Here is a 23,137-nt window from a genome sequence, read left to right on the forward strand (position 1 = left end):
CGCCGCGCGCGGGCTGCGCGACGTGTTGCCGAATGACTTCAAGAACCGGCGGCAATACCGCCTCGTCACGCCTTTTTCGCGCCAGGTTGCGTTTCCCGACCGAAGCGGCGCCCGCGTTATACTCCTGTCCATGCCCCTATCCCAGTTGGAAAGCCGGCTGCGCTACGAATTTCGCAATGCGGAATTGTTGCGCCAGGCTTTGACCCATCGCAGTCATAGCGCCACGCATAACGAACGGCTCGAGTTTCTCGGCGATTCCGTTCTGAATTGCGCGGTGGCCGCCCTTTTGTTCCAGCGCTTCAGCAAGCTGGACGAGGGTGACTTGTCGCGCGTGCGGGCGAACCTCGTCAAGCAGCAGTCGCTCTACGAAATTGCTCAGGCCCTCAATATCTCCGACGGCTTGCGGCTCGGCGAGGGCGAGCTGCGCAGCGGCGGGTTCCGAAGACCGTCGATCCTTGCGGACGCATTCGAAGCCATCATCGGGGCGGTGTTCCTCGATGGCGGCTTCGAAGCCGCCCAAGGGGTCATCAAGCGGCTCTACATCCCGATTCTCGACCACATCGATCCGCGCACGCTCGGCAAGGACGCGAAGACGCTGCTGCAGGAGTATCTGCAGGGGCACAAGATCGCGTTGCCGACCTATACCGTCGTCGCGACGCATGGTGCAGCGCACAATCAGCAATTCGAAGTCGAATGCACGGTGCCGAAGCTGGACGTGAAGGTGTCCGGCTCCGGCGCGAGCCGCCGCGCGGCCGAGCAGGCCGCCGCGAAGAAGGCGCTCGACGAGGTGCTGGCGGCCGCGCCGATGCTCGCCGCGAAGCCGAAGCGCTCGAAGAGCGCGCGCGGCGCGCAGCACGTGGAGCCGGAAATCGTGCCGGGCGTGAAGGGCGTGCAGGAGGCGCTCGATTTGCGCTCGCCGGATCGTAAGGAGCGCGGCGCGAACCGCGTGGCGGGCGGCGAGGCGAAGGGCGCGGACCCGAAGGCCGTCGAGGCGCGCTCCACCGAAGCGAAAGCGTCGGCCGAGTTGAAATCCGCCGAGATGAAAGCCGTCGAGGCGAAGTCCGGCGCGCATGCGAGCGCCGCTTCGTCCGACGGGCTTGTGCAGGCCGACGATGCGGCTGCTCGTGCGCCCGCTGCCGCGCCCGTCGCGGTCATCCGTGCGGCGCATGTCGAGCACACGGCCGACAAGGCCGAGCCGCGCGCGGCAAAGCCGGTCGACAAGCCCGCTTCGACAACGGACAAGCCCGCGTCGGACAAGGCGCTGGAAAAAGGCCCGGACAAGGCGCAGGCCCAGGACAAGGAACCCGAGAAGGCGCAGGACAAGTCGCCCGACGCTGTTTCCGCGAAGGCGTCCGACAAGGCGCCGGATAAGCCCGACGCCGCCGCTCGCGTCGTCGCGGGGACGGCCGACCGGCCGCCGCGCGCCCGCGACGCGTCGCTCGCGCCGCCGTCCGCAGCCGAGCCCGATCTGGCCGCCGCGCCCGTGCGCGTCGCCGATGCGGGTCATTGACATCCGTCCCATCGACATCGCGGCCGCGCACGGACGTGCAGCCGCTTCCGAACCCAGCAGCAACCTGATATGAACGCTCCCGCTCCCACCGGTTTCCGTTGCGGCATGATCGCGATCGTCGGTCGTCCGAACGTCGGCAAGTCGACGCTGATGAACGCGCTCGTCGGCCAGAAGATCAGCATCACGTCGCGCAAGGCGCAGACGACCCGCCACCGGATCACCGGCATCCGCACGGTCGACGACGCGCAGTACATCTTCGTCGACACGCCCGGCTTCCAGACGCGCCACAGCACGGCGCTCAACCGGTCGCTGAACCGCGCGGTGACGTCGACGCTGACGTCGATCGACGCGATCCTGTTCGTGATCGAGGCGGGCCGCTTCGGCCCCGACGACCAGAAGGTGCTCGACCTGATTCCGCCCGGCACGCCGACGCTCCTCGTCGCGAACAAGCTCGACCGCGTGTCGGACAAGGACACGCTGTACCCGTTCTTCCAGAAGATGGGCGCGCTGCGCGAGTTCGCGGAGATCGTGCCGCTGTCCGCGAAGCATTCGGAAGACATCCTCCGGCTGACGGACACGATCAAGCCGTATCTGCCGGAAGGCGAGCCGATCTACGGCGAAGACGACTTGACCGACCGCAGCTCGCGTTTCCTCGCGGCCGAGATCCTGCGCGAGAAGGTGTTCCGCTGGACGGGCGAGGAGCTGCCGTACACGAGCACCGTCGTCATCGACAAGTTCGAGGAGGAGGGGCGCCTCACGCGCGTGTTCGCGACGATCCTCGTCGAGCGCGATTCGCACAAGGCGATGGTGATCGGCAAGAAGGGCGCGAAGCTCAAGCAGATCAGCACCGAGGCGCGGCAGGACATGGAGAAGCTGTTCGACGGCCCCGTCTATCTCGAGACCTTCGTCAAGGTGCGGAGCGGCTGGGCTGACAACGAAGCGGGGCTGCGCGCCTATGGGTACGAATGACGGGACGTCCGATGTCGGGATGACCGACGAGGCCGACGCCGACCCGCAACCGCCAGCCGCGCCGCTCGTGCCGGGCGCGCCGGGCGCGCCGGCCGCCGACAAGCCGCGGCGCAAGCCGCGCCGCGCCGCCGCGCGCACGTCCGAGTTCCGGATCGCCGAGCAGCCGGCGTTCGTGCTGCACAGCCATCCGTATCGCGAGACGAGCCTCGTCATCGACGTGCTGACGCGCGATCACGGCCGCATCGCGCTCGTCGCGAAGGGCGCGAAGCGCCCGCATTCGGCGCTGCGCGGCGTGCTGCAGACGTTTCAGCCGCTGTCGCTGTCGTGGTCCGGCAAGTCCGAGCTGCGCACGCTGACGGGCGCCGAATGGGTGGGCGGCATGCTGCCCCTCGCGGGCGACGCGCTGTTGTGCGGCTTCTACGTGAACGAGCTGCTCGTCAAGTTCTGCGCGCGCGAGGATCCGCATCCGCCGCTCTTCACGCACTATCTCGTCACGCTCACGCGCCTCGCGCACGGCGAGCCGCCCGTGCAGGTGCTGCGTTCGTTCGAGCGCGTGCTGCTGCGCGAGACGGGCTATGCGATGTCGCTCAAACGCACGGTCGCGCGGCGCTCGGTCGAGCCCGACAGGCTCTACGTGTTCGATCCGGAGCGCGGCGTGCGCGACGCGGACGACGACATACCGTCGCACTGGCCGGTGATCGCGGGCCAGACGTTGCTCGACATGGAAGAGGACGATTACCATCGGGCGCAGACCGTCGCGCAAAGCAAGACGCTGATGCGCTTTCTGCTCAACACCTATCTGGGCGGCACGCCGCTCGCCACGCGTCAGATCCTGATCGACCTGCAAAACCTATGAGCTTCTTCCTGACCTCGCCGACCGCCATCGAACTGGGCGTCAACATCGACCACGTCGCGACGCTGCGCAACGCGCGCGGCACCGCGTATCCGGATCCCGTGCGCGCGGCGCTCGCCGCCGAGGACGCGGGCGCCGACGCGATCACGCTGCATCTGCGCGAAGACCGCCGGCACATCGTCGACGCGGACGTGCGCACGCTGCGTCCGCTCCTGAAGACGCGGATGAACCTCGAATGCGCGGTGACGCCGGAGATGCTCGACATCGCGTGCGAGATCCGCCCGCACGACGCGTGCCTCGTGCCGGAGAAGCGCTCGGAGCTGACGACGGAAGGCGGCCTCGACGTCGCCGGCCATTTCGATGCGGTGCGTGCCGCATGCAAGCAGCTCGCGAACGTCGGCGTGCGCGTGTCGCTCTTCATCGATCCGGACGACGCGCAGATCCGCGCCGCGCACGAGACGGGCGCGCCGGTGATCGAGCTGCACACGGGGCGCTACGCGGACGCGCACGACGAGGCCGAGCAGGAGCGCGAGTTCGAGCGGATCGCGGCGGGCGTCGACGCGGGCATCGCGCTCGGACTGAAGGTGAACGCGGGCCACGGGCTCCACTACACGAACGTGCAGGCGATCGCCGCGCTGCCCGGCATCGACGAGCTGAACATCGGCCACGCGATCGTCGCGCACGCGGTGTTCGTCGGCTGGGACAACGCGGTGCGCGAGATGAAGGCGATCATGGTCGCGGCGCGCGTCGCCGCGCTGCACGGCGGCCGCTGACGCGCATGGCGATCTACGGCATCGGCACCGACCTCGTTCAGGTGAGCCGCGTCGCCGCCGTGCTCGAGCGCACGGACGGCCGTTTTGCCGAGAAGGTGCTCGGCCCCGACGAGCTGCGCGTCTTTCATGCGCGGCGCGCGCGCTCGGAGGCGCGCGGCATCGCGTTTCTCGCGACGCGCTTTTCCGCGAAGGAGGCGTTTTCGAAGGCGATCGGCCTCGGCATGCACTGGCCGATGACGTGGCGCGCGCTGCAGACGCTCAACCGGCCGAGCGGCGAGCCGTACGTCGTCGCGTCGGGCGAGCTCGCCGCATGGCTCGACGCGCGCCGCATCACCGCGCGCGTGACGGTCAGCGACGAGCGCGACTACGCGGTGACGTTCGTCGTCGCCGAGGCGCCCGACGACGTCGTCGCCGCGCGCTCGGGCGCCGCTTCCTGATCCATTCTCCGCAAGGACGCTGATTCGATGAAACTGACCCTCGGCCCGGTGATGCTCGACGTCGCCGGCACGACGCTCACGCGCGACGACGCGCGCCGTCTCGCGCACCCGCAGACGGGCGGCGTGATCCTGTTCGCGCGCCACTTCGAGAGCCGCGCGCAGCTCGTTGCGCTGACCGACGCGATCCGCTCGATCCGCGACGATATCCTGATCGCGGTCGACCACGAAGGCGGGCGCGTGCAGCGCTTTCGCACCGACGGCTTCACGGTGCTGCCGGCGATGCGCCGGCTCGGCGAGCTATGGGACAAGGACGTGCTGCACGCGACGAAGGCGGCGACCGCGCTCGGCTACGTGCTCGCGTCCGAGCTGCGCGCGTGTGGCGTCGACATGAGCTTCACGCCCGTGCTCGATCTCGATTACGGCCGCTCGAAGGTGATCGGCGATCGCGCGTTCCATCGCGATCCGCGCGTCGTCGCGCTGCTCGCGAAGAGCCTCAACCACGGGCTCGCGCTCGCCGGGATGGCGAATTGCGGCAAGCATTTTCCCGGTCACGGTCATGCGGAAGCCGACTCGCACGTCGCGCTGCCGACCGACGACCGTCCGCTCGACGAGATCCTCGCGAACGACGCCGCGCCGTACGACTGGCTCGGGCTGTCGCTCGCGGCCGTCATTCCGGCGCACGTGATCTATACGCAGGTCGATTCGAAGCCGGCGGGTTTTTCGCGCGTGTGGCTGCAGGACGTGCTGCGCGGCCGGCTGCGTTTTCCGGGCGCGGTGTTCAGCGACGATCTGTCGATGGAGGCGGCGCGCGAAGGCGGCACGCTCGCGCAGGCGGCGCAGGCCGCGCTCGAAGCGGGCTGCGACATGGTGCTGATCTGCAATCAGCCGGACGCCGCGGAACGTGTGCTGGACGAGTTGCGTGCGACGACGTCGCGCGAATCGCTGCAGCGGATCAAGCAAATGCGGCCGCGCGGCAAGTCGCTCAAGTGGAGCAAGCTGATGCGCGAGCCGCGCTATCTGCGCGCGCAGGAACTCCTGCGCAGCACGTTCGCGTAACGCGGACGGACGAGGCGGGCGGCGCGCGGCCGCCCTCGCGTCGACGTCAACTGATCTTCATGCGCTGCAGCTTGTTGTAGAGCGTCTTCGGGCTGATGCCGAGGAGCGTCGCCGCACGGTGGCGCGTGCCGCCGACCGCATCGAGCGTCGCGCGGATCAGCAGGTCCTCGACGTCGGCGAGCGGCGTGCCCACGCGCACCTGCACGCTGCTGCCGTTCAGCGCCGTGCCGGGCTGCGGATACGTGTCGCCCGCGCGCAGCGTCTCGATGAAATCGCCAGACTGGTCGTACGCGAGCCGCACGCGCTCCTGCAACTCGCGCACGTTGCCCGGCCAGTCGTACGCGAGGCATTCGCGGATGAAGCCGGGCGCGATGCGCTTGTCGGTGATGTTCAGGCCCGCGGCGCGTGCGTCGCGGTTCAGGTCGTCGACGAATGCCTCGGCAATCCTGATCACGTCGTCGTCGCGCTCGCGCAGCGGCGGCAGGCCGATCGAGGCGGCGTCGAGGCGCAGCCACAGATCCTCGCGCAGCGTGCCGTTCGCGACCGCTTCGCGCGCCGGGCGGCGCGTCGTCGCGATCAGCCGGAAGTCGCTCGCGATCTCGGTCGTGCCGCCGACGCGCATGAAGTTCTGCGAATCGAGTGCGCGCAGCAGCGCTTCCTGCAGCGAAAGCGGCAGCGCGGTGATTTCGTCGAGGAACAGCGTGCCGCCGCTCGCCTGCTCGAAGAGGCCGGGATCGCGGCGCTCGACGCCCGTGTACGCACCGCGCTCACGACCGAGCAGCATGCTCTCGATCGCGCGGCCGTTGGTTTCGATGTTGCGCGGCGACTGAACGGCCGCGCGGCAGTCGAACGCGACGAACGGGCCCTTGCGGCGGCGGCTCAGGTCGTGCAGTGTGCGCGCGGCCGTCTCCTTGCCCGTGCCGGGCTCGCCCCACAACAGCACCGCGGTTTCGGTGCGCGCGTTGTGCTCGATCATGTCGTAGACGTGCTGGATCGCGTCGCTGCGCCCGACGAGCGAGCCGAAGCGGCCGAGGCGGCGCAGCGACGCGCGCAGCGCCTGCACTTCCTCGATCAGCTCGTACGGGCGCGGGATCCGCGCGAGCAGGCTGCGCAGCCGCGGGATGTTGACGGGCTTCAGCAGGTAATCCCAGACGCCGTGCCGCAACCCTTCGATCGCGCTTTCGACGGTCGCGTTGCCGGTCAGCACGATCACCGGCAGCGAGCCGTTCGGCTGTTGCTGAGGCAGGTTCTGCAGCAGGTCGAAGCCGCTGCCGTCGGGCAGGTTCAGATCGACGAGAACGACATCGGGAATCGAGCGGGCGAGTGCGCCGCGCGCCTCGGCGAGCGATGTCGCCGTATCGACCGAGAACCCGTCCGCGGCGAGGAGCGCGGTCAGGCCGGATAAGCTATTGGGATCGTCTTCGACAATCAGGGCGTGTGGCATGGTGTGCGCGAGTTGAAAAACCGGTCCATCGGCCGGACCGGCGTACAGCCCCCATTTCGGGATGAGAAATGAATTTTATGCCCCATCGCGCACTTGGCGTACGGTATTTGTTATCGACTATAAAACAGTTACGGATGATACAAATTGAATCCCGTCAGGGTTTCCTCGGTGCATTGTTTATGATGTGACGCCTTTATGCAATAAGCGGCGTCGAATAAACAAAAAGCGCCCCGAAGGGCGCTTTGTTCGACCTGCTCGCGCAAGCGTTTCTTATGCGCGGCTGCGGTACTCGTTCGTACGCGTGTCGATTTCGATCTTGTCGCCGGTGCTGCAGAAGAGCGGCACTTGCAGCTCGAAGCCCGTCGAGATCTTCGCGCTCTTCAGCACCTTGCCCGACGACGTATCGCCCTTGACGGCCGGCTCCGTGTACGTGATCTCACGCACGAGGATCGTCGGCAGTTCGACCGAAATAGCCTTCTCGTTGTAGAACACGACTTCGCACGCCATGCCGTCTTCGAGGTAGTTGAGCGCGTCGCCCATCATTTCCGCTTCGACTTCGAACTGGTTGTAGTCGGCGTCCATGAACACGTACATCGGGTCGGCGAAATACGAGTAGGTCACTTCCTTGCGGTCGAGCACGACGACGTCGAACTTGTCGTCCGCCTTGTAGACCGATTCCTGGCCCGCGTTGGTCAGCAGGTTCTTCAGCTTCATCTTGACGACGGCGGCGTTGCGGCCCGACTTGTTGTATTCGGTCTTCGAGACGACCCATGCGTCGTTGCCGACCATCACGACGTTGCCTACGCGGAGTTCCTGTGCGGTTTTCATAACTAAAACTATCCTGAATGAGATAAATTTCCTGAGCGTTGCTCAACGGCTAACGGCGCAAGCGGGCTCGATCCGGCAGCCCGGGCGACCGTGTGTGCGATCCGCCGCGGCCGGACTGGCGGCCCCCTTTATCCTGGAGCGTCGCGCCGAAAACGGACGCGCTTGCGTGGTCATCCGTTGGATAACCGCTTATTTTAACTGAGTTTTTGCAAAATTCGCCAGATTTCCGGCAAGGTCGCCGACGGCCGCGAGCTCGTCCGCCCAGCTCGCCGCGCGCGCGGCGAGCGCCGCACGATGCCGCCAGAAGTCGGCCCAATCGGGCGCGCCGGAACCGTTCCAGGCGTGCCAGAAGCGCTCGGTCGCCGCGCGCGTCGCGTGATCGACGCGCGCGGTGAAGTGCGCGAGCGCCGCGTCGAGCTTCGGCAGGTGCGCGTCGTCGGCCTGCGGGTAGATCTGCCAGACGAACGGCCGGCGCGCCCATTGCGCGCGGACGAACGAATCCTCGCCGCGCACGAAGTTCACGTCGCCCGCCCACAGCAGCAGGTCGTAGTCGGGCTGCGCGACGAACGCGAGGCCGTGCGCGGCGACGCTGCCGCGCTCCGCGTGCGCGCCGGCGCCGAATGCGCGGACGCCGAAGAAGCGCGCGACGCTCGCCGAGATCCGGCCCTCCGGCACCAGCAGCACGACCGGCTCGCGGCCGTCGCGCCATTGTTCGAGCAGCGCGTCGAGCGCCGGATTCTCGTACGCGAAGAGCGACGCGACGGTCGCGTCCGGGCCCGGCATCGGCGCGCCCGCGACGTTTTGCCACCACGTGCGGCGTGCGTCGTCGTTTGCTTCGAACGCGAGCCGGCGCGCGTCGAGGCCGCGCTCCTTCAGCACGCCGCCCGTGCCGGGCCCGAGGCCGGGGAAGTAGAACGTCTTCGTCAGCGGATAGCGCGGATGCGGCGATGGCCGCAGATGGAAGTCGCAGACCCAGTCCTCGGCGCTCAGGTATTCGAGATTGATCCACACGGGCGGCCGCGCGCGGCGCGCCATCGCGGCGACGTACGCGCCCGGCAGCTCGCACGCGAACGCCTCGATCACGACGTCGGCGATCGCGAGCGTGTCGCCCGCATGCGCGGGCGCGCGCCAGTGCTCGACGACGATGCCGTCGACGGTCTGGCGCGCGGCGTCGGAGCGGGCTGCCGGCTGCAGCCGCGCGAAGGTCGCGAGATCGTCGACGAAGATCCGTACCTGCCAGCCATGCTCGGCCGCGAGCTGGCGCGCGAGACGCCAGCACACGCCGATGTCGCCGAAGTTGTCGACGACCGCGCAGAAGATATCGCACGCGATCGGGTCCACTGCGTCTTGCGGCGGGCGAACGGCGGCGGTGGCGGCGGCGGTGGCGGAAGCGGAAGCGGAAGCGGAAGCGGGCGGCGCGAGCGGGGCGGACGACGTCATGGAGCTGTGAAAGCAGGGCGAGATGGGAGCAAACCGGAAAGCAAACGGGGCGCGACACGCGAGCCGCGGCGATCGCGCCGCGAACGCGCGCGGCGAATGCTCTAAACTGGCGATTCTAAATGACCTTGTTCGCGCGCGCCGCTCGCGCCCGGATTGAGCATGACATCCCCCGACGCACCCGAATCCCCTTTCGAACCCAAGCCGATCCTCGCCCAACTGCCGCACCTGCCGGGCGTCTACCGTTACTACGACACGCAAGGCGCGGTGCTGTACGTCGGCAAGGCGCGGGACCTGAAAAAGCGCGTGTCGAGTTACTTCACGAAAACGCAGCTATCGCCGCGAATCGCGATGATGGTCACGCGCATCGCGCGCATCGAGACCACGGTCACGCGCTCGGAAGCCGAGGCGCTGCTGCTCGAGAACAACCTGATCAAGGCGCTCGCGCCGCGCTACAACATCCTGTTTCGCGACGACAAGTCGTATCCGTACCTGAAGCTGACCGGCCACACGTTTCCGAGGATGGCGTACTACCGCGGCGCGGTCGACAAGAAGAATCAGTACTTCGGGCCGTTTCCGAGCGCCTGGGCGGTGCGCGAAAGCATCCAGATCCTGCAGCGCGTGTTCCAGCTTCGCACCTGCGAGGACTCGGTGTTCAACAATCGCACGCGTCCGTGCCTGCTGCATCAGATCGGCCGGTGCTCGGCGCCGTGCGTCGGCGCGATCGGCGAAGAGGACTACGCGCGCGACGTCGACAACGCGTCGCGCTTCCTGCTCGGCCGGCAAGGCGAAGTGATGGGCGAGCTCGAGCGGAAGATGCACGCGTTCGCGGCCGAGCTGAAGTTCGAGCAGGCGGCGCTCGTGCGCAACCAGATGAGTTCGCTCGCGAAGGTGCTGCATCAGCAGGCGATCGACGTCGGCGGCGACAGCGACGTCGACATCCTCGCCGTCGTCGCGCTGGGCGGTCGCGTGTGCGTGAATCTCGCGATGGTGCGCGGCGGGCGGCATCTCGGCGACAAGGCGTATTTCCCGACGCACGTCGAGAGCGCGCTCGTGCTCGCCGGCGAAGCGGGCATGGAAGCGGTCACGGACGCGGGCGATGAAGCGGGCGACGAAGCGCACGCCGATGCGGACGCGCAAGCCCGGCTCGCCGGCGAAACGGCGGGGGCCGCCGAGCGCACGGGCGGCGGCGCGGCGGCGCATGCCGGTGCGAGCGCGGACGAAAGTGTCGGCGAAGGCGTCGACAAGGGCATCGAAGGAAGCGCGGAGGCGGACATCGAAGCGGCGAGCGCCTTCGAAGCCGCTGCGCCGTCCGAAATCGACGCCGCCGCCACGACGCAGGAAGCCGAGCCCGGCGCCGCGTCGCTCGAAACCGAAGTGCTCGAAGCGTTCATCGCGCAGCACTATCTCGGCAACCGGGTGCCGCCGATTCTCGTCGTGAGTCACGCGCCCGCGAACCGCGAGCTGATCGATCTGCTCATCGAGCAGGTGGGGCACAAGGTGGCGGTCGTGCGGCAGCCGCAGGGTCAAAAGCGCGCGTGGCTCACGATGGCCGAGCAAAACGCGCGCCTCGCGCTCGCGCGGCTGTTGTCCGAGCAGGGCTCGCAGCAGGCGCGCACGCGCTCGCTCGCCGACGTGCTCGGCTACGAAAGCGACGATCTCGGGCTGCTGCGGATCGAATGCTTCGACATCAGCCACACGATGGGCGAGGCGACGCAGGCGTCGTGCGTCGTCTATCACCACCACAAGATGCAGTCGTCCGAGTATCGCCGCTACAACATCACGGGCATCACGCCCGGCGACGACTACGCGGCGATGCGCCAGGTGCTCACGCGCCGCTACGAGAAGATGGTCGAGGAGGCGGCCGCCGAAGCGTCGGCCGAAGAAGCGGCCGGCATCGACGGCAACGCGGTGCATGCGGCCGCGTCGGCCAGGGGGCTGCCGAACATCGTGCTGATCGACGGCGGCCGCGGCCAGGTCGAGATCGCGCGGCAGGTGTTCTCCGAGCTCGGGCTCGACATCTCGATGCTCGTCGGCGTCGCGAAAGGCGAGGGGCGCAAGGTCGGGCTCGAGACGCTGATCTTCGCCGACGGCCGCGCGCCGCTCGAACTCGGCAAGGAGAGCGCCGCGCTGATGCTCGTCGCGCAGATCCGCGACGAGGCGCACCGCTTCGCGATCACCGGCATGCGTGCGAAGCGCGCGAAGACGCGCCAGACGTCGCGGCTCGAAGAGCTCGAGGGCGTCGGCGCGAAACGCCGGCAGCGGCTGCTTGCGCGCTTCGGCGGTCTGCGCGGGGTCGTCGCGGCGAGCGTCGACGAGCTCGCGAGCGTCGACGGCATCTCGCGCGCGCTCGCCGAGCAGATCTACCGACAGCTTCACTGAGCGCCGGGCCATCCGCGCCGCCCCGGCCGGCAGGCCGGGCGGCGCGGCCCGCGCCGGGCGCTTCGCTTGTGGCGGCGCGGGTGACGCGGCACAATGGCAAATCCTTCAACCGTGTCGCGTGCCATGCCGTTCAACTTCCCGATTTTCCTGACGTGGGTGCGAATCGTGCTGATTCCGCTCGTCGTCGGCGTGTTCTATTTGCCGGATACGGTGCTGAGCGCCGACCATCGCAATCTGGCGGCGGCGGTGATCTTCATTCTCGCCGCGCTGACCGACTGGTTTGACGGCTATCTCGCGCGCAAATGGAACCAGACGTCGGCGTTCGGCGCGTTTCTCGATCCCGTCGCCGACAAGCTGATGGTGACGGCGGCGCTCCTGATGCTCGTGCAGCTCGCGCGCATCGACGCGGCGATCGCGCTCGTGATCGTCGGCCGCGAAATCGCGATCTCGGCGCTGCGCGAATGGATGGCGCAGATCGGCGCGTCGAAGAGCGTCGCGGTCAATTCGCTCGGCAAGTTCAAGACCGCATGCCAGATGGTCGCGATTCCGATGCTGCTGTACTTCGGGCGGCTGCCGTTCGGCGGCGGCGTCGCGATCGACACGCGCGTATGGGGCGAGTGGCTCATGTATCTCGCGGCCGTGCTGACGATCTGGTCGATGCTCTACTACATGAAGCTCGCGTGGCCGCAGATTCGCGAGCGCGGCGGTGCGGCGTGAACGCTTGAAACGCGCGCCCGGATCGCGCGTCGAAGCGGGCGATGACGCGATCGAAGAAAAAGGGCGCGAAAAACGCTTGACACATAAATTCAGTTTCACCATAATCTCGTTTCTCCACTGCACGAAGCCTGACGCAGTGCGGTGGATGAAGCAAAACGCGGGAGTAGCTCAGTTGGTAGAGCGCAACCTTGCCAAGGTTGAGGTCGCGAGTTCGAGACTCGTCTCCCGCTCCAGGTTTGAAAGCAGCGTTTTGCTTGACGTGTTCGGCAAACCTGCAATGCAGGACGATGCGGGAGTAGCTCAGTTGGTAGAGCGCAACCTTGCCAAGGTTGAGGTCGCGAGTTCGAGACTCGTCTCCCGCTCCAGAACAAGGGGAAGCCGAGCTTCCCTTTTTGTTTGATGGGCCCGACGGCCTTCAATCAAAATCTGTTGATCGTTGCAAGCCGGCCGGTTTCGCGACGTTTGGCAGTCCGCTTACGGCGCGATAGCAAAGCGGTTATGCAGCGGCCTGCAAAGCCGTGTAGGCCGGTTCGACTCCGGCTCGCGCCTCCAGACAAAGCCCTGATTTATCAGGGCTTTTCTTTTTCCATCTCCTTCATTCTTGTAACGATAGTCGCCTGGGGGCCAGCGCCAAGACCGCCCGAACGAGCAGGTCACCGGCAATGGCGGCAACGCGTTGCCGCGCATCAGTTCCAAGCAGGTGACAGCGGATCTGAACGACCGCGACAAGGCCGCCTTGGCGCAGGTGCAGGATCGCGGGTTCGATAAAGTGACGAACGCCCGCCTGCTCGATGCCAGCGTGTCCGTGCTTAAAGCGATGGGCTTCTCGCCGGTGACGGCGGATGCGCAGACGGCGCTGGTGGAAGGCCGGCTTGATCGTGTGGTCGGTGAACGCTGGCGCTTGTCGGCCAAGCCCGGCCATGAGAGCGTGGCGGCACTCGCGCCGTGCGTATTGATACCTTCGGCCGTGGCGTACTGGTCTGCGCACGCGTCAACGTCACCGCTTGGGACGCCAACGGCGACGCTCGCACTATCACCGTTACCGATGGCGAACCGTATCGTCGCTTCTTTGCCCGTGTGGACGAGGCGATCGCTCAGTCGCGGTAGCGGGTCTCCCGGAACCCACTCTTGGCGGGTTTTTCTGTGTGCTGCAGATTTGCTACAGCACGGGGCGGGAAGCTTGCGCGACAATCGCGTTCAGTTCGCATTCGCGACGCATTGCGCGCGACGTTCGGCTTCTATCGCACGAACGGCTGTCCATTTCAACCTCGACCGGGAGTGCGCTTGGAGCCGATCCATTCGAATTCGCCCGCGCAGTCGGGCGGCGCATCGACATCAACGTCGACGTCGGCCACACGCCACGGCAGCCGTTTGCGCCGGATCTTTTTCGGCCATGACGGCTTGCGCGCGCCGTGGGGCGTGTTGCTGTTCACCGCGATTTTCGTTGGCGCGATCGCAGGATTCGCGTTCGTCTCGCACCGGCTGCTGCCGATGCCCGCCGACGATCAGGCGCTGCCCGTCGCAAACGGCGCGGCCATGGAAGCCATGCAGCTCGCGTCGGTTGCGCTCGCAACCATCGTGCTCGCGTGGATCGAGCGCCGCTCGCCGTTTTCCTACGGGCTGCGAGGCCGTGCGCGTGCGTCGCGCTTCGCGGCTGGCGTCGCGTGCGGCTTCGCCGCGATTTCGGCGCTGGTGTTCGCGTTGTGGCAAGCCGGACTGCTGCGCTTCGATGCGCCGGCGATCCACGGCATCCGCGCGTGGGAATACGCGGCCGTCTGGGCCGTGATGTTCCTGATGACCGGGATCTTCGAGGAGTCGCTGCTGCGCGGCTACCTGCTCTATACGCTCGCGCGCTGGCTCGGCTTCTGGTGGGGCGCCGTGCTGCTGTCGGCGCTCTTCGGCGTGCTGCACGTGGTCAGTCCGGACGAGTCGATCATGGGGCTCGCATCGGCGATGCTGTTCGGGCTCGTCTTCTGCCTGTCGCTCTGGTACACGGGGTCGCTCTGGTGGGCGATCGGCTTTCATGCGGCGTGGGACTGGGGCGAATCGTATTTCTACGGCGCGCCGGACAGCGGCCGGCTCGTCGAAGGCGTGCGGCTGACCGCGCATCCCGTCGGCCATGCGCTGTTGAGCGGCGGGGCGGCCGGGCCCGAAGGCAGCGTGCTGGTTGTGCCGCTGCTCGTCGTTGTCGTGCTTGCGATGCGGCGATGGTGGGGGCGCGATGGGCGAGCTTCGCGGTTCGAATGGCGCAGCATCGGTGGCCGGGAGGCGCAGCGGTAGATGCGGATGGCCGGACGCGCGGAGCGTGAAGCCCGCCGTCTTCAGCCGAATCGATAGGCGTGCCGATCTTGCGCACGGTCCGCGCCGCGCTCGACCGACCGGGGTGCGGATCTGTCGACCGGCATACCTGTCGAAATTCGGCGCGGTCCCGGGCGTGCCGCCGCGCGGACAGATGAATGCGCGCCTGTGCTCGGGCGTCGATCGTGCCGCTCGGCGGCGATGCCGTCCGCTGTGCGGACCGGCATCGTCCGGATGCCGGGCTTACTTGTCGCGGCGCGCCGCGTTCTCCCACGCGACTTCGACGAACACTCGGCACAGCGCTTCCATGCCCTTCGCGTCGTCTTCGTCGAAGCGGCCGATCAGCGGGCTGTCGACGTCCCACACGCCGATCAACGCGCCGTCGCGCGTGACGAGCGGCACGACGATCTCCGACTGCGACGCCGAATCGCAAGCGATGTGGCCGGGAAACGCGTGCACGTCGTGCACGATCTGCGTGCTGCGCGTCTGCGCGGCCGTTCCGCACACGCCCTTGCCGAGCGGAATGCGCACGCAGGCGGGCTTGCCCTGGAACGGGCCGACGACGAGCTCGCGGCCGTCGTAGAAATAGAAGCCGGCCCAGTTGAGGCCGTCGAGCGAGTGGTAGACGAGCGACGAGAAGTTCGCCGCATTGGCGACGACGTCGGTTTCCGTCTCGACGAGCGCGCGCGCCTGTGCGGCGAGCGTTTCGTAGAGCGCGGGCTTCGACGACGGAAGGGCTTCGTAGAGCGCGAACATGAGCGATGTGACGTGATGGTTGAACGGCGGCCGCGCGGCCGTGGCGGCTTGCGCAGTCTACGGGAATTCGGCGTCGTGCGCGGCGTGACCGCGCGCGATGCAGGTTCGAGCGCGCGTCGCATCGGATGCCCGCGTGCACGCCTAATCGGGCTCGAGCGCGGCGAAGCGCTGCGCGAGAAAGTCGAGCAGCGCGCGCACGGACGGCAGCAGCCCGCGGCGCGACGCGAACACCGCATGCACGATCTCGCGCCGCGGCGCCCAGCCGGGCAGCAATTGCCGCAGCTCGCCGCGCGCGATCTGGTCGCGGACCATCATCGTCGGCAGCTGCACGACGCCGACGCCCGCAACGGCGGCCGCGCGCACCGCGAACATCCCGCGCGTGACGAGGCGCGGCCGATGGTGGATCGCCGCGTGCGCGCCGTCAGGGCCATGGAGATTCCACGCGTGCTCGTCCTGCGGCAACCCGATCGCGAGGCTCGGCAGCGCGGCGAGATCGGCGGGCACGCGCGGCACGCCGGTACGGTCGAGAAGCCGCGGGCTCGCGACGAGGCATTGTCCGCGTTCGGCGAGGACGCGCAGCACGAGATCGCTGTCCTCGAGCGGCGGTGGCCGCACGCGCAGCGCGACGTCGATCCCTTCGCCGACGACGTCGACGCGCCGATTGGTTTCCTCGAGATGGATCTCGACGAGCGGGCATTCGGCCATGAACGCCGCGACCATGTCGCCGACGAGCGTATCGAGCAGCGCGACGGGACACGTCATCCGGACGATGCCGCGCGGCTCGGCGCGCATCAGCGCGACCGCCTCGTCGGCCGCGTCCGCCTCGACGAGCATCGCGCGGCAATGCGTGTAATAGGTCTGCCCGACGTCCGTGACCGCGAAGCGGCGCGTCGAGCGCTGGATGAGGCGCATGCCGATCCGCTCTTCGAGGAGCGCGATCCGCCGGCTGAGCTTCGACTTCGGCATGTTGAGCGCGCGCCCGGCGGGCGCGAAGCCGCCGTGGTCGACGACCTGGACGAAGTAGTAGAGATCGTTCAGATCCCGCATGATCTATCGTTCTCCAAATGGAACGCTGAGTGCGATTTGCTCAGACTACCGAAGTTATCGTTCCGATTCTATCTTCTATCCATCGATCGAAGCGATCGCTTCGACCACGAACGAAAGGAGAGGAAGATGAAGAAAATCGTCGGCGTGTACAGCGCGCCTCGCTCGCATTGGGTCGGCGACGGCTTTCCGGCGCGGTCCCTGTTCAGCTACGACAGCCACGGCGAGCATCTGAGCCCGTTCCTGCTGCTCGATTACGCCGGCCCCGCACGCTTCGAGCCGACGACCCGTCGGCGCGGCGTCGGCCGGCATCCGCACCGCGGGTTCGAGACGGTGACGATCGTCTATCAGGGCGAAGTCGACCATCGCGACTCGACGGGCGCGGGCGGCCACATCGGCCCGGGCGACGTCCAGTGGATGACGGCGGCGGGCGGCATCCTGCACGAGGAATTCCATTCGGAACAGTTCGCGCGCAACGGCGGCATGCTCGAGATGGTGCAGCTGTGGGTGAACCTGCCCGCGAAGGACAAGATGTCGGCGCCCGGCTATCAGACGCTGCTGAGCGACAGCATCCCGTCCGTCGAGCTGTCCGACGGCGCCGGCCGCGTGCGGGTGATCGCGGGCGAGTTCGACGGCCGTTGCGGACCGGCGCGCACGCACACGCCGCTCGACGTGTGGGACGTGCGCCTCGAGCAAGGCGGCCGCGCGCGCTTTGCCGTCGGCGAAGGCCGCACGCTCGCGCTCGTCGTGCTGCGCGGCACCGTGCTCGTGAACGGCGACGAAGTCGTGCGCGAAGCGCAGTTCGTGCAGTTCGCGCGGGACGGACGCGACGTCGAGATCGAGGCGAACAACGACGCGACACTGCTGTGGCTGAGCGGCGAGCCGATCGATGAGCCGATCGCCGGCTACGGGCCGTTCGTGATGAATAGCGAAGCGGAGATCCGTCAGGCGGTCGACGATTTCAACAGCGGCCGCTTCGGCAAGATGGGCGCGTAAGCGCGGCGGCGCCCCGCGACGAGCGGGGCTTTTTCATGCGTGGCCGTCGCGAACGAGCGCGCCTGTGCGGATGCCGACGCCGATGCGCGTCGGCATTGCATCCGCATCAGCGTTCGCATCCGTATTCGCGTTCGCGGAGCGGCCGCGAGCCCGTTCGAGGCATAATCGATCATTCCGCGCTTTGCAGCAGCGCCGCCATTCATTCGGAATTTCGATCATGTCTTCATCCTCGACCGCCGCTCCGTCCGTCAACGCCAGGGAGCCGTCGGCATCGCTCGAATGGCGCTGGAAGCCGTTCGACGCGCTGACGCCACAGGAAATCTATGCGATCCTCGCCGCGCGCAGCGACGTGTTCGTCGTCGAGCAGAATTGCGTGTACCGCGACATCGATCATGCCGATTCCGATGCGTGGCATCTCGGTGCATACGATGCGCAAGGCCGTCTCGCGTGCTATCTGCGCGTGCTGCTGCCCGACGCGGCGGACCCGGACATCCGGATCGGCCGCGTGCTGACGACGCAGCCGTTTCGCGGAATGGGTCTTGGCAACGCGATGCTCGCGGCCGCGCTCGAGCGCATTCGCGCGCAATGGCCCGACACGCCGATCAGCCTGCACGCGCAGGCGCATTTGCAGAAGTTCTACGGCGCGTTCGGCTTCGCGCCCAGTTCGGATGTGCACGACGACGACGGCATTCCGCACGTGTGGATGCGTTCGCCCGCGCGATGACGGCCGCGCCGAATCCGCCGGCGCGGCATGCGGGTTCGGTGCGCATCGCGATCGTCAGGACGTCGAGCGGGCGGCGCGGGCGCGCGCGAGTTCGGCGCGCGCCGATCGCTCGTCGGCCAGCCGGCCGCGCGCGGACAGCCGCATCCAGTGCCGCAGCGCGATCAGCGCGCCGATCACGCTCATCATCGAGCCGGGAATCCACAGCAGCAGCCCGCCGATCTGCTGGTCGCGCAGCGGGCTCAGCCACGTGAACGCGCGTCCGCAGATCGAATAGATCGGATACAGCTCGTGCGGCGTGAAGAAAATCAGCGCGCCGAGCAGGATCTGCGGCGGGATCGCCGCGACGGCGATCAGGATGCGCCGCCCCGGCGCGAGCCGCGCGGGCGGCGCGGGACGCGGATCGACGACGAGCCACCAGAACAGCAGCCCGTCGATCACCATGCTCCAGTTCATCACGCGATACAGCCGCCAGTCGAGCATCGCGACGAAGTGGATCGGCGACAGCAGCCAGAAATAGATCAGGCCGACGAACAGCACGACCGCGACGACCGGATTGAACACGACGTCGAGCGTCGCGCGCACGATCGGCTGCGCGAGCGCGGGGCGCACGAAGCGGCGCCGCCACGCGAACGGGATGCCCGCGCGGATCGCCGCGCCCGGATACGACAGCGCGATGAAGAACGGCCCGAGGTGATGCAGCACCAGATGCTGCGCGCGGTGCATGAAGAACTCGTGCTCGAAGAAGTAGTCGAGCCGCGTGTGCAGCGCGACGTAGAGCGCCGTCAGCCCGAGCCAGAACGAGAACTGCCGCAGCGGCGGCACCTTCGCCTTGCGCGCGCCGCGCGCGAACAGCACGCCGGCCGCGAGCACCGCGATCACGACGGTGGGCGACGGCTCCCACGGCTCGAGCCAGTACAGCAGGTTCATCGCGCGGGACTTACTTGGCGGTCGCGGGAGATTTCACGACGAACGGCGCGTCGAGCTTCTCGCCGTCGGAGAACTGCATGCGCAGGTGCACGGTGTCGCCCGGCTTGATCGCGCGCTTCGGCTCTTCGAGCATGAAGTGATAGCCGCCCGGCGCGATGTCGACCTTGCCGCGCGCGGGGATCGTCAGCTTGTCGACCATCTCCATCTTCTGCGTCGAGCCGTTCGACACGGTCTGATGCAGCATCGTCATGCCGTACTCGGGACTCTCGACCTCGACGAGGTCGATCGGCTTGTCGCTTGCGTTGACGAGCGTCACGTAGCCCGCGGCGGGCAGTTTGTTCGGCAGCCAGCGCACCCACGCGTTCTGCGCGCTGATCGAAGCGCCGGCGGCGTAGGCGTGCAGGCTGAGCGAGAGGGCGGCGAGCGCGGCGAGGAATTTCAGTTTGAGCGTCATCGGCTAGGCGGTAAGTGAGTTCCGGTTCAGGAACGGTTGACGATGATCCGGCGCAGATCGGCGGCGATCGCGTCGGGGGAATCCTGATCGGTCGTGAGCAGGCGCGCGCGGCCTTGCGCATCGAACACGTAGACTGCGGAGCTGTGCGTGACCTCGTAGTTGCCGTTCGGATCGCGCTTTTCCATCTGATACGCGACGCGGTAGCGCTTCGCGAGCGACTCGATCTGCCGCTCGCCGCCGGTGAGGCCGTACGCGTGCTCGGCGTCGAATGCGCCGACGTAGTCGCGCATCGCGGCCGGCGTGTCGCGCGCCGGGTCGACCGACACGAACAGGATGCGCACGTCGTTGCGCGCATCGGGACCGAGCAATGCGAGGACCTGCATCAGGCGCGCCATCGTCTCGGGGCACACGTCCGGGCAATGCGTGTAGCCGAAGTAGACGAGGGCGGCGCGGCCGCGGAACGCGGATGCGTCGATCGGCTTGCCGTCCTCGCCCGTGAGCGAGAACGTCAGGTCGGGCAGATGGCCCGTCACGTTCGTGAGGCGCCAAGGCTCGCCGCGCGGCGTGCAGCCGGCGAGCGCGGCCGCCGCCGCACATGCGGCGGCGAAGCGGATCACGCGCGTGCGGCGGGCGGAAGCCGGCGATGCGGCGCGCGTGCGCGCCGCGAAAAGGGGAAACGGCATCGGCGAATTCGGTTCGAAGCAATCGTGCGCGACGGCGACGCGCGGCGGTCCCGGGCCCGATCGCGGCGCGTGGCGCGGACGCCATGGATGTCGCATCGATCGTGCCGCGCCTTCGGCGCATTGCCGCGTCGCGGCCCGTGCGCCGCGCCCGGCTGCGGGCCGCGGGCATCGCACCGCGGGGCGGATCGGCGTCGCGCTGTTTCTGTTGGCGGTTGCGACTGTAGCGCAATTTGATCGGGATCGTCTTTTCGAAACGCGCGCGGCGCACCGAACCGGGGCAAAATGTCGCAGCGATGCGCGCGCGTCGGCCGCGCGTCGCAGGCCCGCGCTTTTGTCCATCCTGCACGAGGCGCGGTAAGATGCGCACATTCGCCCGGCGGGCGCGCCCGCCGGCAGCCATTCTCATCAGCGAATCGATGCAATCCATCCCGCTTTCCCTTCCCCTGGCCCGCACCGCGTTCTTCTTCGATTTCGACGGCACGCTCGTCGACCTCGCGCCGACGCCCGACGCGATCCGGGTGCCACCCGACGTACCCGCGCTCGTCGACGAGCTGCGGCGGCTGGCGCACGGCGCGGTCGCGATCGTGTCGGGGCGCGGCATCGACAGCATCGACGCGTTCCTCAAGCTGCCCGATCTGCCCGTGGCCGGTCTGCACGGCGCCGAGCGGCGCGACGCGAACGGCGACACGCAGCGGATCGGCTTCGACGATCCGCGCCTGCTGCGCATCGAGCGCGAGCTCGCGGCGGTCGTCGACCGGCATCCGGGCATGCTGCTCGAGATCAAGGGCGCGGCGCTCGCGCTGCACTTTCGCAACGCGCCCGAGCGCGAAAGCGTCGCGCGCGCGGCGGCGGAGCGGCTCGTCGCCGATTATCCGGACGCGTACGTGCTGCAGCCGGGCAAGATGGTGTTCGAGATCAAGCCGAAGGGCGTCGACAAGGGGCGCGCGGTCGCCGCGTTCCTGAACGAGCCGCCGTTCGCCGGCCGCATGCCCGTCTTCGCCGGCGACGATCTGACCGACGAGCAGGGCTTCGCCGTCGTCAACGCGAACGGCGGGCTGTCGATCAAGGTCGGCGCGGGCGACACGACGGCGCGCGCGCGTATCGACTCGGTCGCCGCGTTCCGCGAGCAGGTCGCGCGCTGGATCGACGCCGGGCGCGCGTCGGCATGAGTCGTCTCATCATCGTCTCGAATCGGGTCGCGCCGATCTCGGAGGGGGAGCCGGCCGCGGGCGGCCTCGCGATCGGCGTCTACGACGCGCTGAAGGAAACGGGCGGCATGTGGTTCGGCTGGAGCGGCGACGTGGTCGCGTCCGGCGCGCCGCAGATCCGCGTCGAGGAGCACGGCCCCGTCACGTTCGCGACGATCGGCCTGTCGCGCCGCGACTATGATCAGTACTACCGCGGTTTTTCGAACGCGACGCTGTGGCCCGCGTTCCATTACCGCGCGGACCTGATCCAGTTCGACCGCCACGAGTTCGAAGGCTACTCGCGCGTGAACGTGTGGCTCGCGCAGCAGCTCGTGCCGCTCCTGCGCGACGACGACGTGATCTGGGTGCACGACTATCACCTGATCCCGTTTGCGCGAGCGTTGCGCGCGGCGGGCGTGAAGAACCGGATCGGCTTCTTCCTGCACATTCCGTTTCCGGCCGCGCAGGTGCTCGTCAACGTGCCGCCGCATCGCGAGCTCGTCGAGGCGCTGTGCTCGTTCGACCTGCTCGGCTTCCAGACCGGGACCGACTTGCGGGCGTTCTTCGAGTACGTCGAATACGAAGCGGGCGGCGCCGTCGATCGCACCGCGCGCCCGGCGCGCGTCGACGCGTTCGGGCGCACGCTGCGCGCGGCCGCGTATCCGATCGGCGTCTATCCGGACGAGATCGCCGCGCTCGCGAAGGCGGGCGAGAACGGCCGCGCGGTGCGTTCGCTCGCGGCGTCGCTGCGCGGCCGGCAGCTCGTGATGAGCGTCGACCGGCTCGATTATTCGAAGGGACTCGTCGAGCGCTTTCGCGCGTTCGAGAAGCTGCTCGAGCACGAGACGTCGTATCGCAATCACGTGTCGTTCCTGCAGATCGCCCCGTCGACGCGCGCCGACCTGCGCGCGTACCAGGACATCCGCCGGCAGCTCGAAGGCGAATCGGGGCGCATCAACGGCCGTTTCGCGGAGCTCGACTGGGCGCCGATCCTCTACATCCATCGGCAGTACGAGCGCACGGTGCTCGCCGCGCTGTACCGGCTCGCGCGCGTCGGCTATGTGACGCCGCTGCGCGACGGGATGAATCTCGTCGCGAAGGAGTACGTGTCCGCGCAGGACCCGGACGATCCCGGCGTGCTCGTGCTGTCGCGCTTCGCGGGCGCCGCGTGCGAGCTCACGGGCGCGCTGATCGTCAATCCGATCGATATCGGCGGGATGGCCGACGCGTTGTCGCGTGCGCTGTCGATGCCGCTCGCCGAGCGGCGCGCGCGTCACGCCGACATGCTCGCCCGGCTGCGCGAGAACAACGTGTCGGTGTGGCGCGACAACTTCCTGCGCGATCTCGGGCAATGGGGCGCGGCGGCGCGGGCTGACGGTTGACGTTTCCCGGTGTCTGGGGCAACGCGTTCGCGTGCGCGATGTGTGTCGAGGGCGAAATTTGCGGAGCCGGAGATCCGGGGCGCAACGTGCTGGACGCGAAAGGCGAAAGGCGAAAGGCCGGACATGGCGACTACCGAACGCCGCGCAAATCGTTCATGACGCGTGCAACGAAAAGGCCCGATCGGCATATGCCGATCGGGCCTTTTTGCTATTGATGCTGGAAGCCCCGAGGCGTCGATCTCGTGTCGATCGAGCCGAGCAGCACCGCCGCGCACCATCG

The 23,137-nt window shown here is 68.1% G+C and carries 24 protein-coding genes and 3 tRNA genes; 16 read left to right on the top strand and 11 right to left on the bottom strand.

Features of this window, described 5'->3' with window-relative positions:
* The first annotated feature begins 130 nt into the window (after positions 1-130).
* The 6 genes from rnc to nagZ all read left to right on the top strand — a co-directional run bounded on the left by rnc (position 131) and on the right by nagZ (position 5,598).
* Entirely contained in the window at positions 131-1,510 is a 1,380-nt protein-coding gene (gene rnc / locus BG90_RS13230) for a ribonuclease III (RefSeq protein WP_025989926.1), read from the top strand.
* A gap of 69 nt (positions 1,511-1,579) precedes the next feature.
* Entirely contained in the window at positions 1,580-2,479 is a 900-nt protein-coding gene (gene era / locus BG90_RS13235; protein WP_010105325.1) for a GTPase Era, read from the top strand.
* On the top strand, positions 2,466-3,335 hold the full coding sequence (gene recO / locus BG90_RS13240) for a DNA repair protein RecO (protein WP_045568162.1): 870 nt from the start codon (positions 2,466-2,468) through the stop codon (positions 3,333-3,335). The genes era and recO overlap by 14 nt, the downstream gene beginning before the upstream one ends.
* On the top strand, positions 3,332-4,105 hold the full coding sequence (gene pdxJ, locus BG90_RS13245) for a pyridoxine 5'-phosphate synthase (protein ID WP_010105322.1): 774 nt from the start codon (positions 3,332-3,334) through the stop codon (positions 4,103-4,105). The genes recO and pdxJ overlap by 4 nt, the downstream gene beginning before the upstream one ends.
* A gap of 5 nt (positions 4,106-4,110) precedes the next feature.
* Positions 4,111-4,542 (top strand): holo-ACP synthase, encoded by a 432-nt coding sequence (gene acpS / locus BG90_RS13250; protein WP_010105321.1) that lies wholly within the window; start codon positions 4,111-4,113, stop codon positions 4,540-4,542.
* 27 nt (positions 4,543-4,569) lie between these two features.
* Positions 4,570-5,598, top strand: a complete 1,029-nt coding sequence (nagZ, locus tag BG90_RS13255; protein WP_010105320.1) for a beta-N-acetylhexosaminidase — start codon at positions 4,570-4,572, stop codon at positions 5,596-5,598.
* Positions 5,599-5,644: 46 nt separating this feature from the next.
* Here nagZ and BG90_RS13260 read toward each other — a convergent pair whose 3' ends face one another.
* From BG90_RS13260 to earP, 3 genes are all read right to left on the bottom strand, one after another.
* The gene (locus BG90_RS13260) at positions 5,645-7,042 is read right to left on the bottom strand and encodes a sigma-54-dependent transcriptional regulator (RefSeq protein WP_010105319.1); all 1,398 of its coding nucleotides are present in this window, start codon (positions 7,040-7,042) and stop codon (positions 5,645-5,647) included.
* Between the two features lie 270 nt (positions 7,043-7,312).
* The gene (gene efp, locus BG90_RS13265) at positions 7,313-7,870 is read right to left on the bottom strand and encodes an elongation factor P (protein ID WP_010105318.1); all 558 of its coding nucleotides are present in this window, start codon (positions 7,868-7,870) and stop codon (positions 7,313-7,315) included.
* Between the two features lie 189 nt (positions 7,871-8,059).
* Complete coding sequence (gene earP / locus BG90_RS13270; protein WP_025989925.1) at positions 8,060-9,310, bottom strand: elongation factor P maturation arginine rhamnosyltransferase EarP; 1,251 nt, start codon at positions 9,308-9,310, stop codon at positions 8,060-8,062.
* 159 nt (positions 9,311-9,469) lie between these two features.
* Here earP and uvrC point away from each other — a divergent pair, with 159 nt between their 5' ends.
* From uvrC to BG90_RS13295, 5 genes are all read left to right on the top strand, one after another.
* Positions 9,470-11,689, top strand: a complete 2,220-nt coding sequence (uvrC, locus tag BG90_RS13275) for an excinuclease ABC subunit UvrC (RefSeq protein WP_010116353.1) — start codon at positions 9,470-9,472, stop codon at positions 11,687-11,689.
* A gap of 123 nt (positions 11,690-11,812) precedes the next feature.
* Positions 11,813-12,406, top strand: a complete 594-nt coding sequence (gene pgsA, locus BG90_RS13280; RefSeq protein WP_010105314.1) for a CDP-diacylglycerol--glycerol-3-phosphate 3-phosphatidyltransferase — start codon at positions 11,813-11,815, stop codon at positions 12,404-12,406.
* A 157-nt stretch (positions 12,407-12,563) separates the two neighbouring features.
* Positions 12,564-12,639, top strand: a tRNA-Gly gene (locus BG90_RS13285).
* 56 nt (positions 12,640-12,695) lie between these two features.
* A tRNA-Gly gene (locus tag BG90_RS13290) sits at positions 12,696-12,771 on the top strand.
* A gap of 113 nt (positions 12,772-12,884) precedes the next feature.
* Positions 12,885-12,958: transfer RNA gene (locus BG90_RS13295), tRNA-Cys, on the top strand.
* 43 nt (positions 12,959-13,001) lie between these two features.
* Here the strand turns inward: BG90_RS13295 and BG90_RS13300 are convergent.
* Positions 13,002-13,328, bottom strand: a complete 327-nt coding sequence (locus tag BG90_RS13300) for a hypothetical protein (RefSeq protein WP_010116352.1) — start codon at positions 13,326-13,328, stop codon at positions 13,002-13,004.
* 340 nt (positions 13,329-13,668) lie between these two features.
* Entirely contained in the window at positions 13,669-13,839 is a 171-nt protein-coding gene (locus tag BG90_RS37320) for a hypothetical protein (protein WP_232238992.1), read from the bottom strand.
* On the opposite strand from BG90_RS37320, the gene BG90_RS13305 reads away from it, so the two are divergent.
* Positions 13,826-14,686, top strand: coding sequence for a CPBP family intramembrane glutamic endopeptidase (locus BG90_RS13305; RefSeq protein WP_232288891.1), 861 nt, complete (start codon positions 13,826-13,828; stop codon positions 14,684-14,686). The two genes, BG90_RS37320 and BG90_RS13305, sit on opposite strands and share 14 nt — an antisense overlap.
* Before the next feature lie 261 nt (positions 14,687-14,947).
* On the opposite strand, the gene BG90_RS13310 is transcribed toward BG90_RS13305, so the two are convergent.
* Complete coding sequence (locus BG90_RS13310) at positions 14,948-15,460, bottom strand: GAF domain-containing protein (protein ID WP_010116350.1); 513 nt, start codon at positions 15,458-15,460, stop codon at positions 14,948-14,950.
* A 141-nt stretch (positions 15,461-15,601) separates the two neighbouring features.
* Positions 15,602-16,507: a LysR family transcriptional regulator gene (locus tag BG90_RS13315; RefSeq protein WP_010116349.1), complete on the bottom strand. Its 906-nt coding sequence runs from the start codon at positions 16,505-16,507 to the stop codon at positions 15,602-15,604.
* Between the two features lie 126 nt (positions 16,508-16,633).
* On the opposite strand from BG90_RS13315, the gene BG90_RS13320 reads away from it, so the two are divergent.
* A complete protein-coding gene (locus tag BG90_RS13320) occupies positions 16,634-17,500 on the top strand; it encodes a pirin family protein (RefSeq protein ID WP_010116348.1) in 867 nt (288 codons plus the stop codon).
* 33 nt (positions 17,501-17,533) lie between these two features.
* Here the strand turns inward: BG90_RS13320 and BG90_RS13325 are convergent, their stop codons facing one another.
* Positions 17,534-17,719 (bottom strand): hypothetical protein, encoded by a 186-nt coding sequence (locus BG90_RS13325; RefSeq protein WP_025989924.1) that lies wholly within the window; start codon positions 17,717-17,719, stop codon positions 17,534-17,536.
* Between BG90_RS13325 and BG90_RS13330 the strand changes: the two genes are divergently transcribed.
* Complete coding sequence (locus BG90_RS13330) at positions 17,718-18,224, top strand: GNAT family N-acetyltransferase (RefSeq protein WP_010105307.1); 507 nt, start codon at positions 17,718-17,720, stop codon at positions 18,222-18,224. The two genes, BG90_RS13325 and BG90_RS13330, sit on opposite strands and share 2 nt — an antisense overlap.
* 54 nt (positions 18,225-18,278) lie before the next feature.
* On the opposite strand, the gene BG90_RS13335 is transcribed toward BG90_RS13330, so the two are convergent.
* The 3 genes from BG90_RS13335 to BG90_RS13345 are packed head-to-tail and all read right to left on the bottom strand — an operon-like array spanning position 18,279 to position 20,288.
* Positions 18,279-19,151 carry a cytochrome c oxidase assembly protein gene (locus BG90_RS13335; protein WP_010105305.1) on the bottom strand — a complete coding sequence of 291 codons (873 nt, stop codon included), beginning with the start codon at positions 19,149-19,151 and terminating at the stop codon, positions 18,279-18,281.
* Between the two features lie 10 nt (positions 19,152-19,161).
* Positions 19,162-19,605, bottom strand: a complete 444-nt coding sequence (locus BG90_RS13340) for a copper chaperone PCu(A)C (RefSeq protein ID WP_010116345.1) — start codon at positions 19,603-19,605, stop codon at positions 19,162-19,164.
* A gap of 26 nt (positions 19,606-19,631) precedes the next feature.
* Positions 19,632-20,288: an SCO family protein gene (locus BG90_RS13345; RefSeq protein ID WP_025989923.1), complete on the bottom strand. Its 657-nt coding sequence runs from the start codon at positions 20,286-20,288 to the stop codon at positions 19,632-19,634.
* A gap of 359 nt (positions 20,289-20,647) precedes the next feature.
* Here BG90_RS13345 and otsB point away from each other — a divergent pair, with 359 nt between their 5' ends.
* Together otsB and otsA are read left to right on the top strand one after the other, a co-directional pair.
* The gene (otsB, locus tag BG90_RS13355) at positions 20,648-21,457 is read left to right on the top strand and encodes a trehalose-phosphatase (RefSeq protein WP_010105300.1); all 810 of its coding nucleotides are present in this window, start codon (positions 20,648-20,650) and stop codon (positions 21,455-21,457) included.
* Positions 21,454-22,857: an alpha,alpha-trehalose-phosphate synthase (UDP-forming) gene (gene otsA, locus BG90_RS13360; protein ID WP_010105299.1), complete on the top strand. Its 1,404-nt coding sequence runs from the start codon at positions 21,454-21,456 to the stop codon at positions 22,855-22,857. The genes otsB and otsA overlap by 4 nt, the downstream gene beginning before the upstream one ends.
* The last annotated feature ends 280 nt before the right edge of the window (positions 22,858-23,137 follow it).

This window comes from Burkholderia oklahomensis C6786 (assembly GCF_000959365.1).
In the GTDB taxonomy this organism is placed as follows: Bacteria; Pseudomonadota; Gammaproteobacteria; order Burkholderiales; family Burkholderiaceae; genus Burkholderia; species Burkholderia oklahomensis.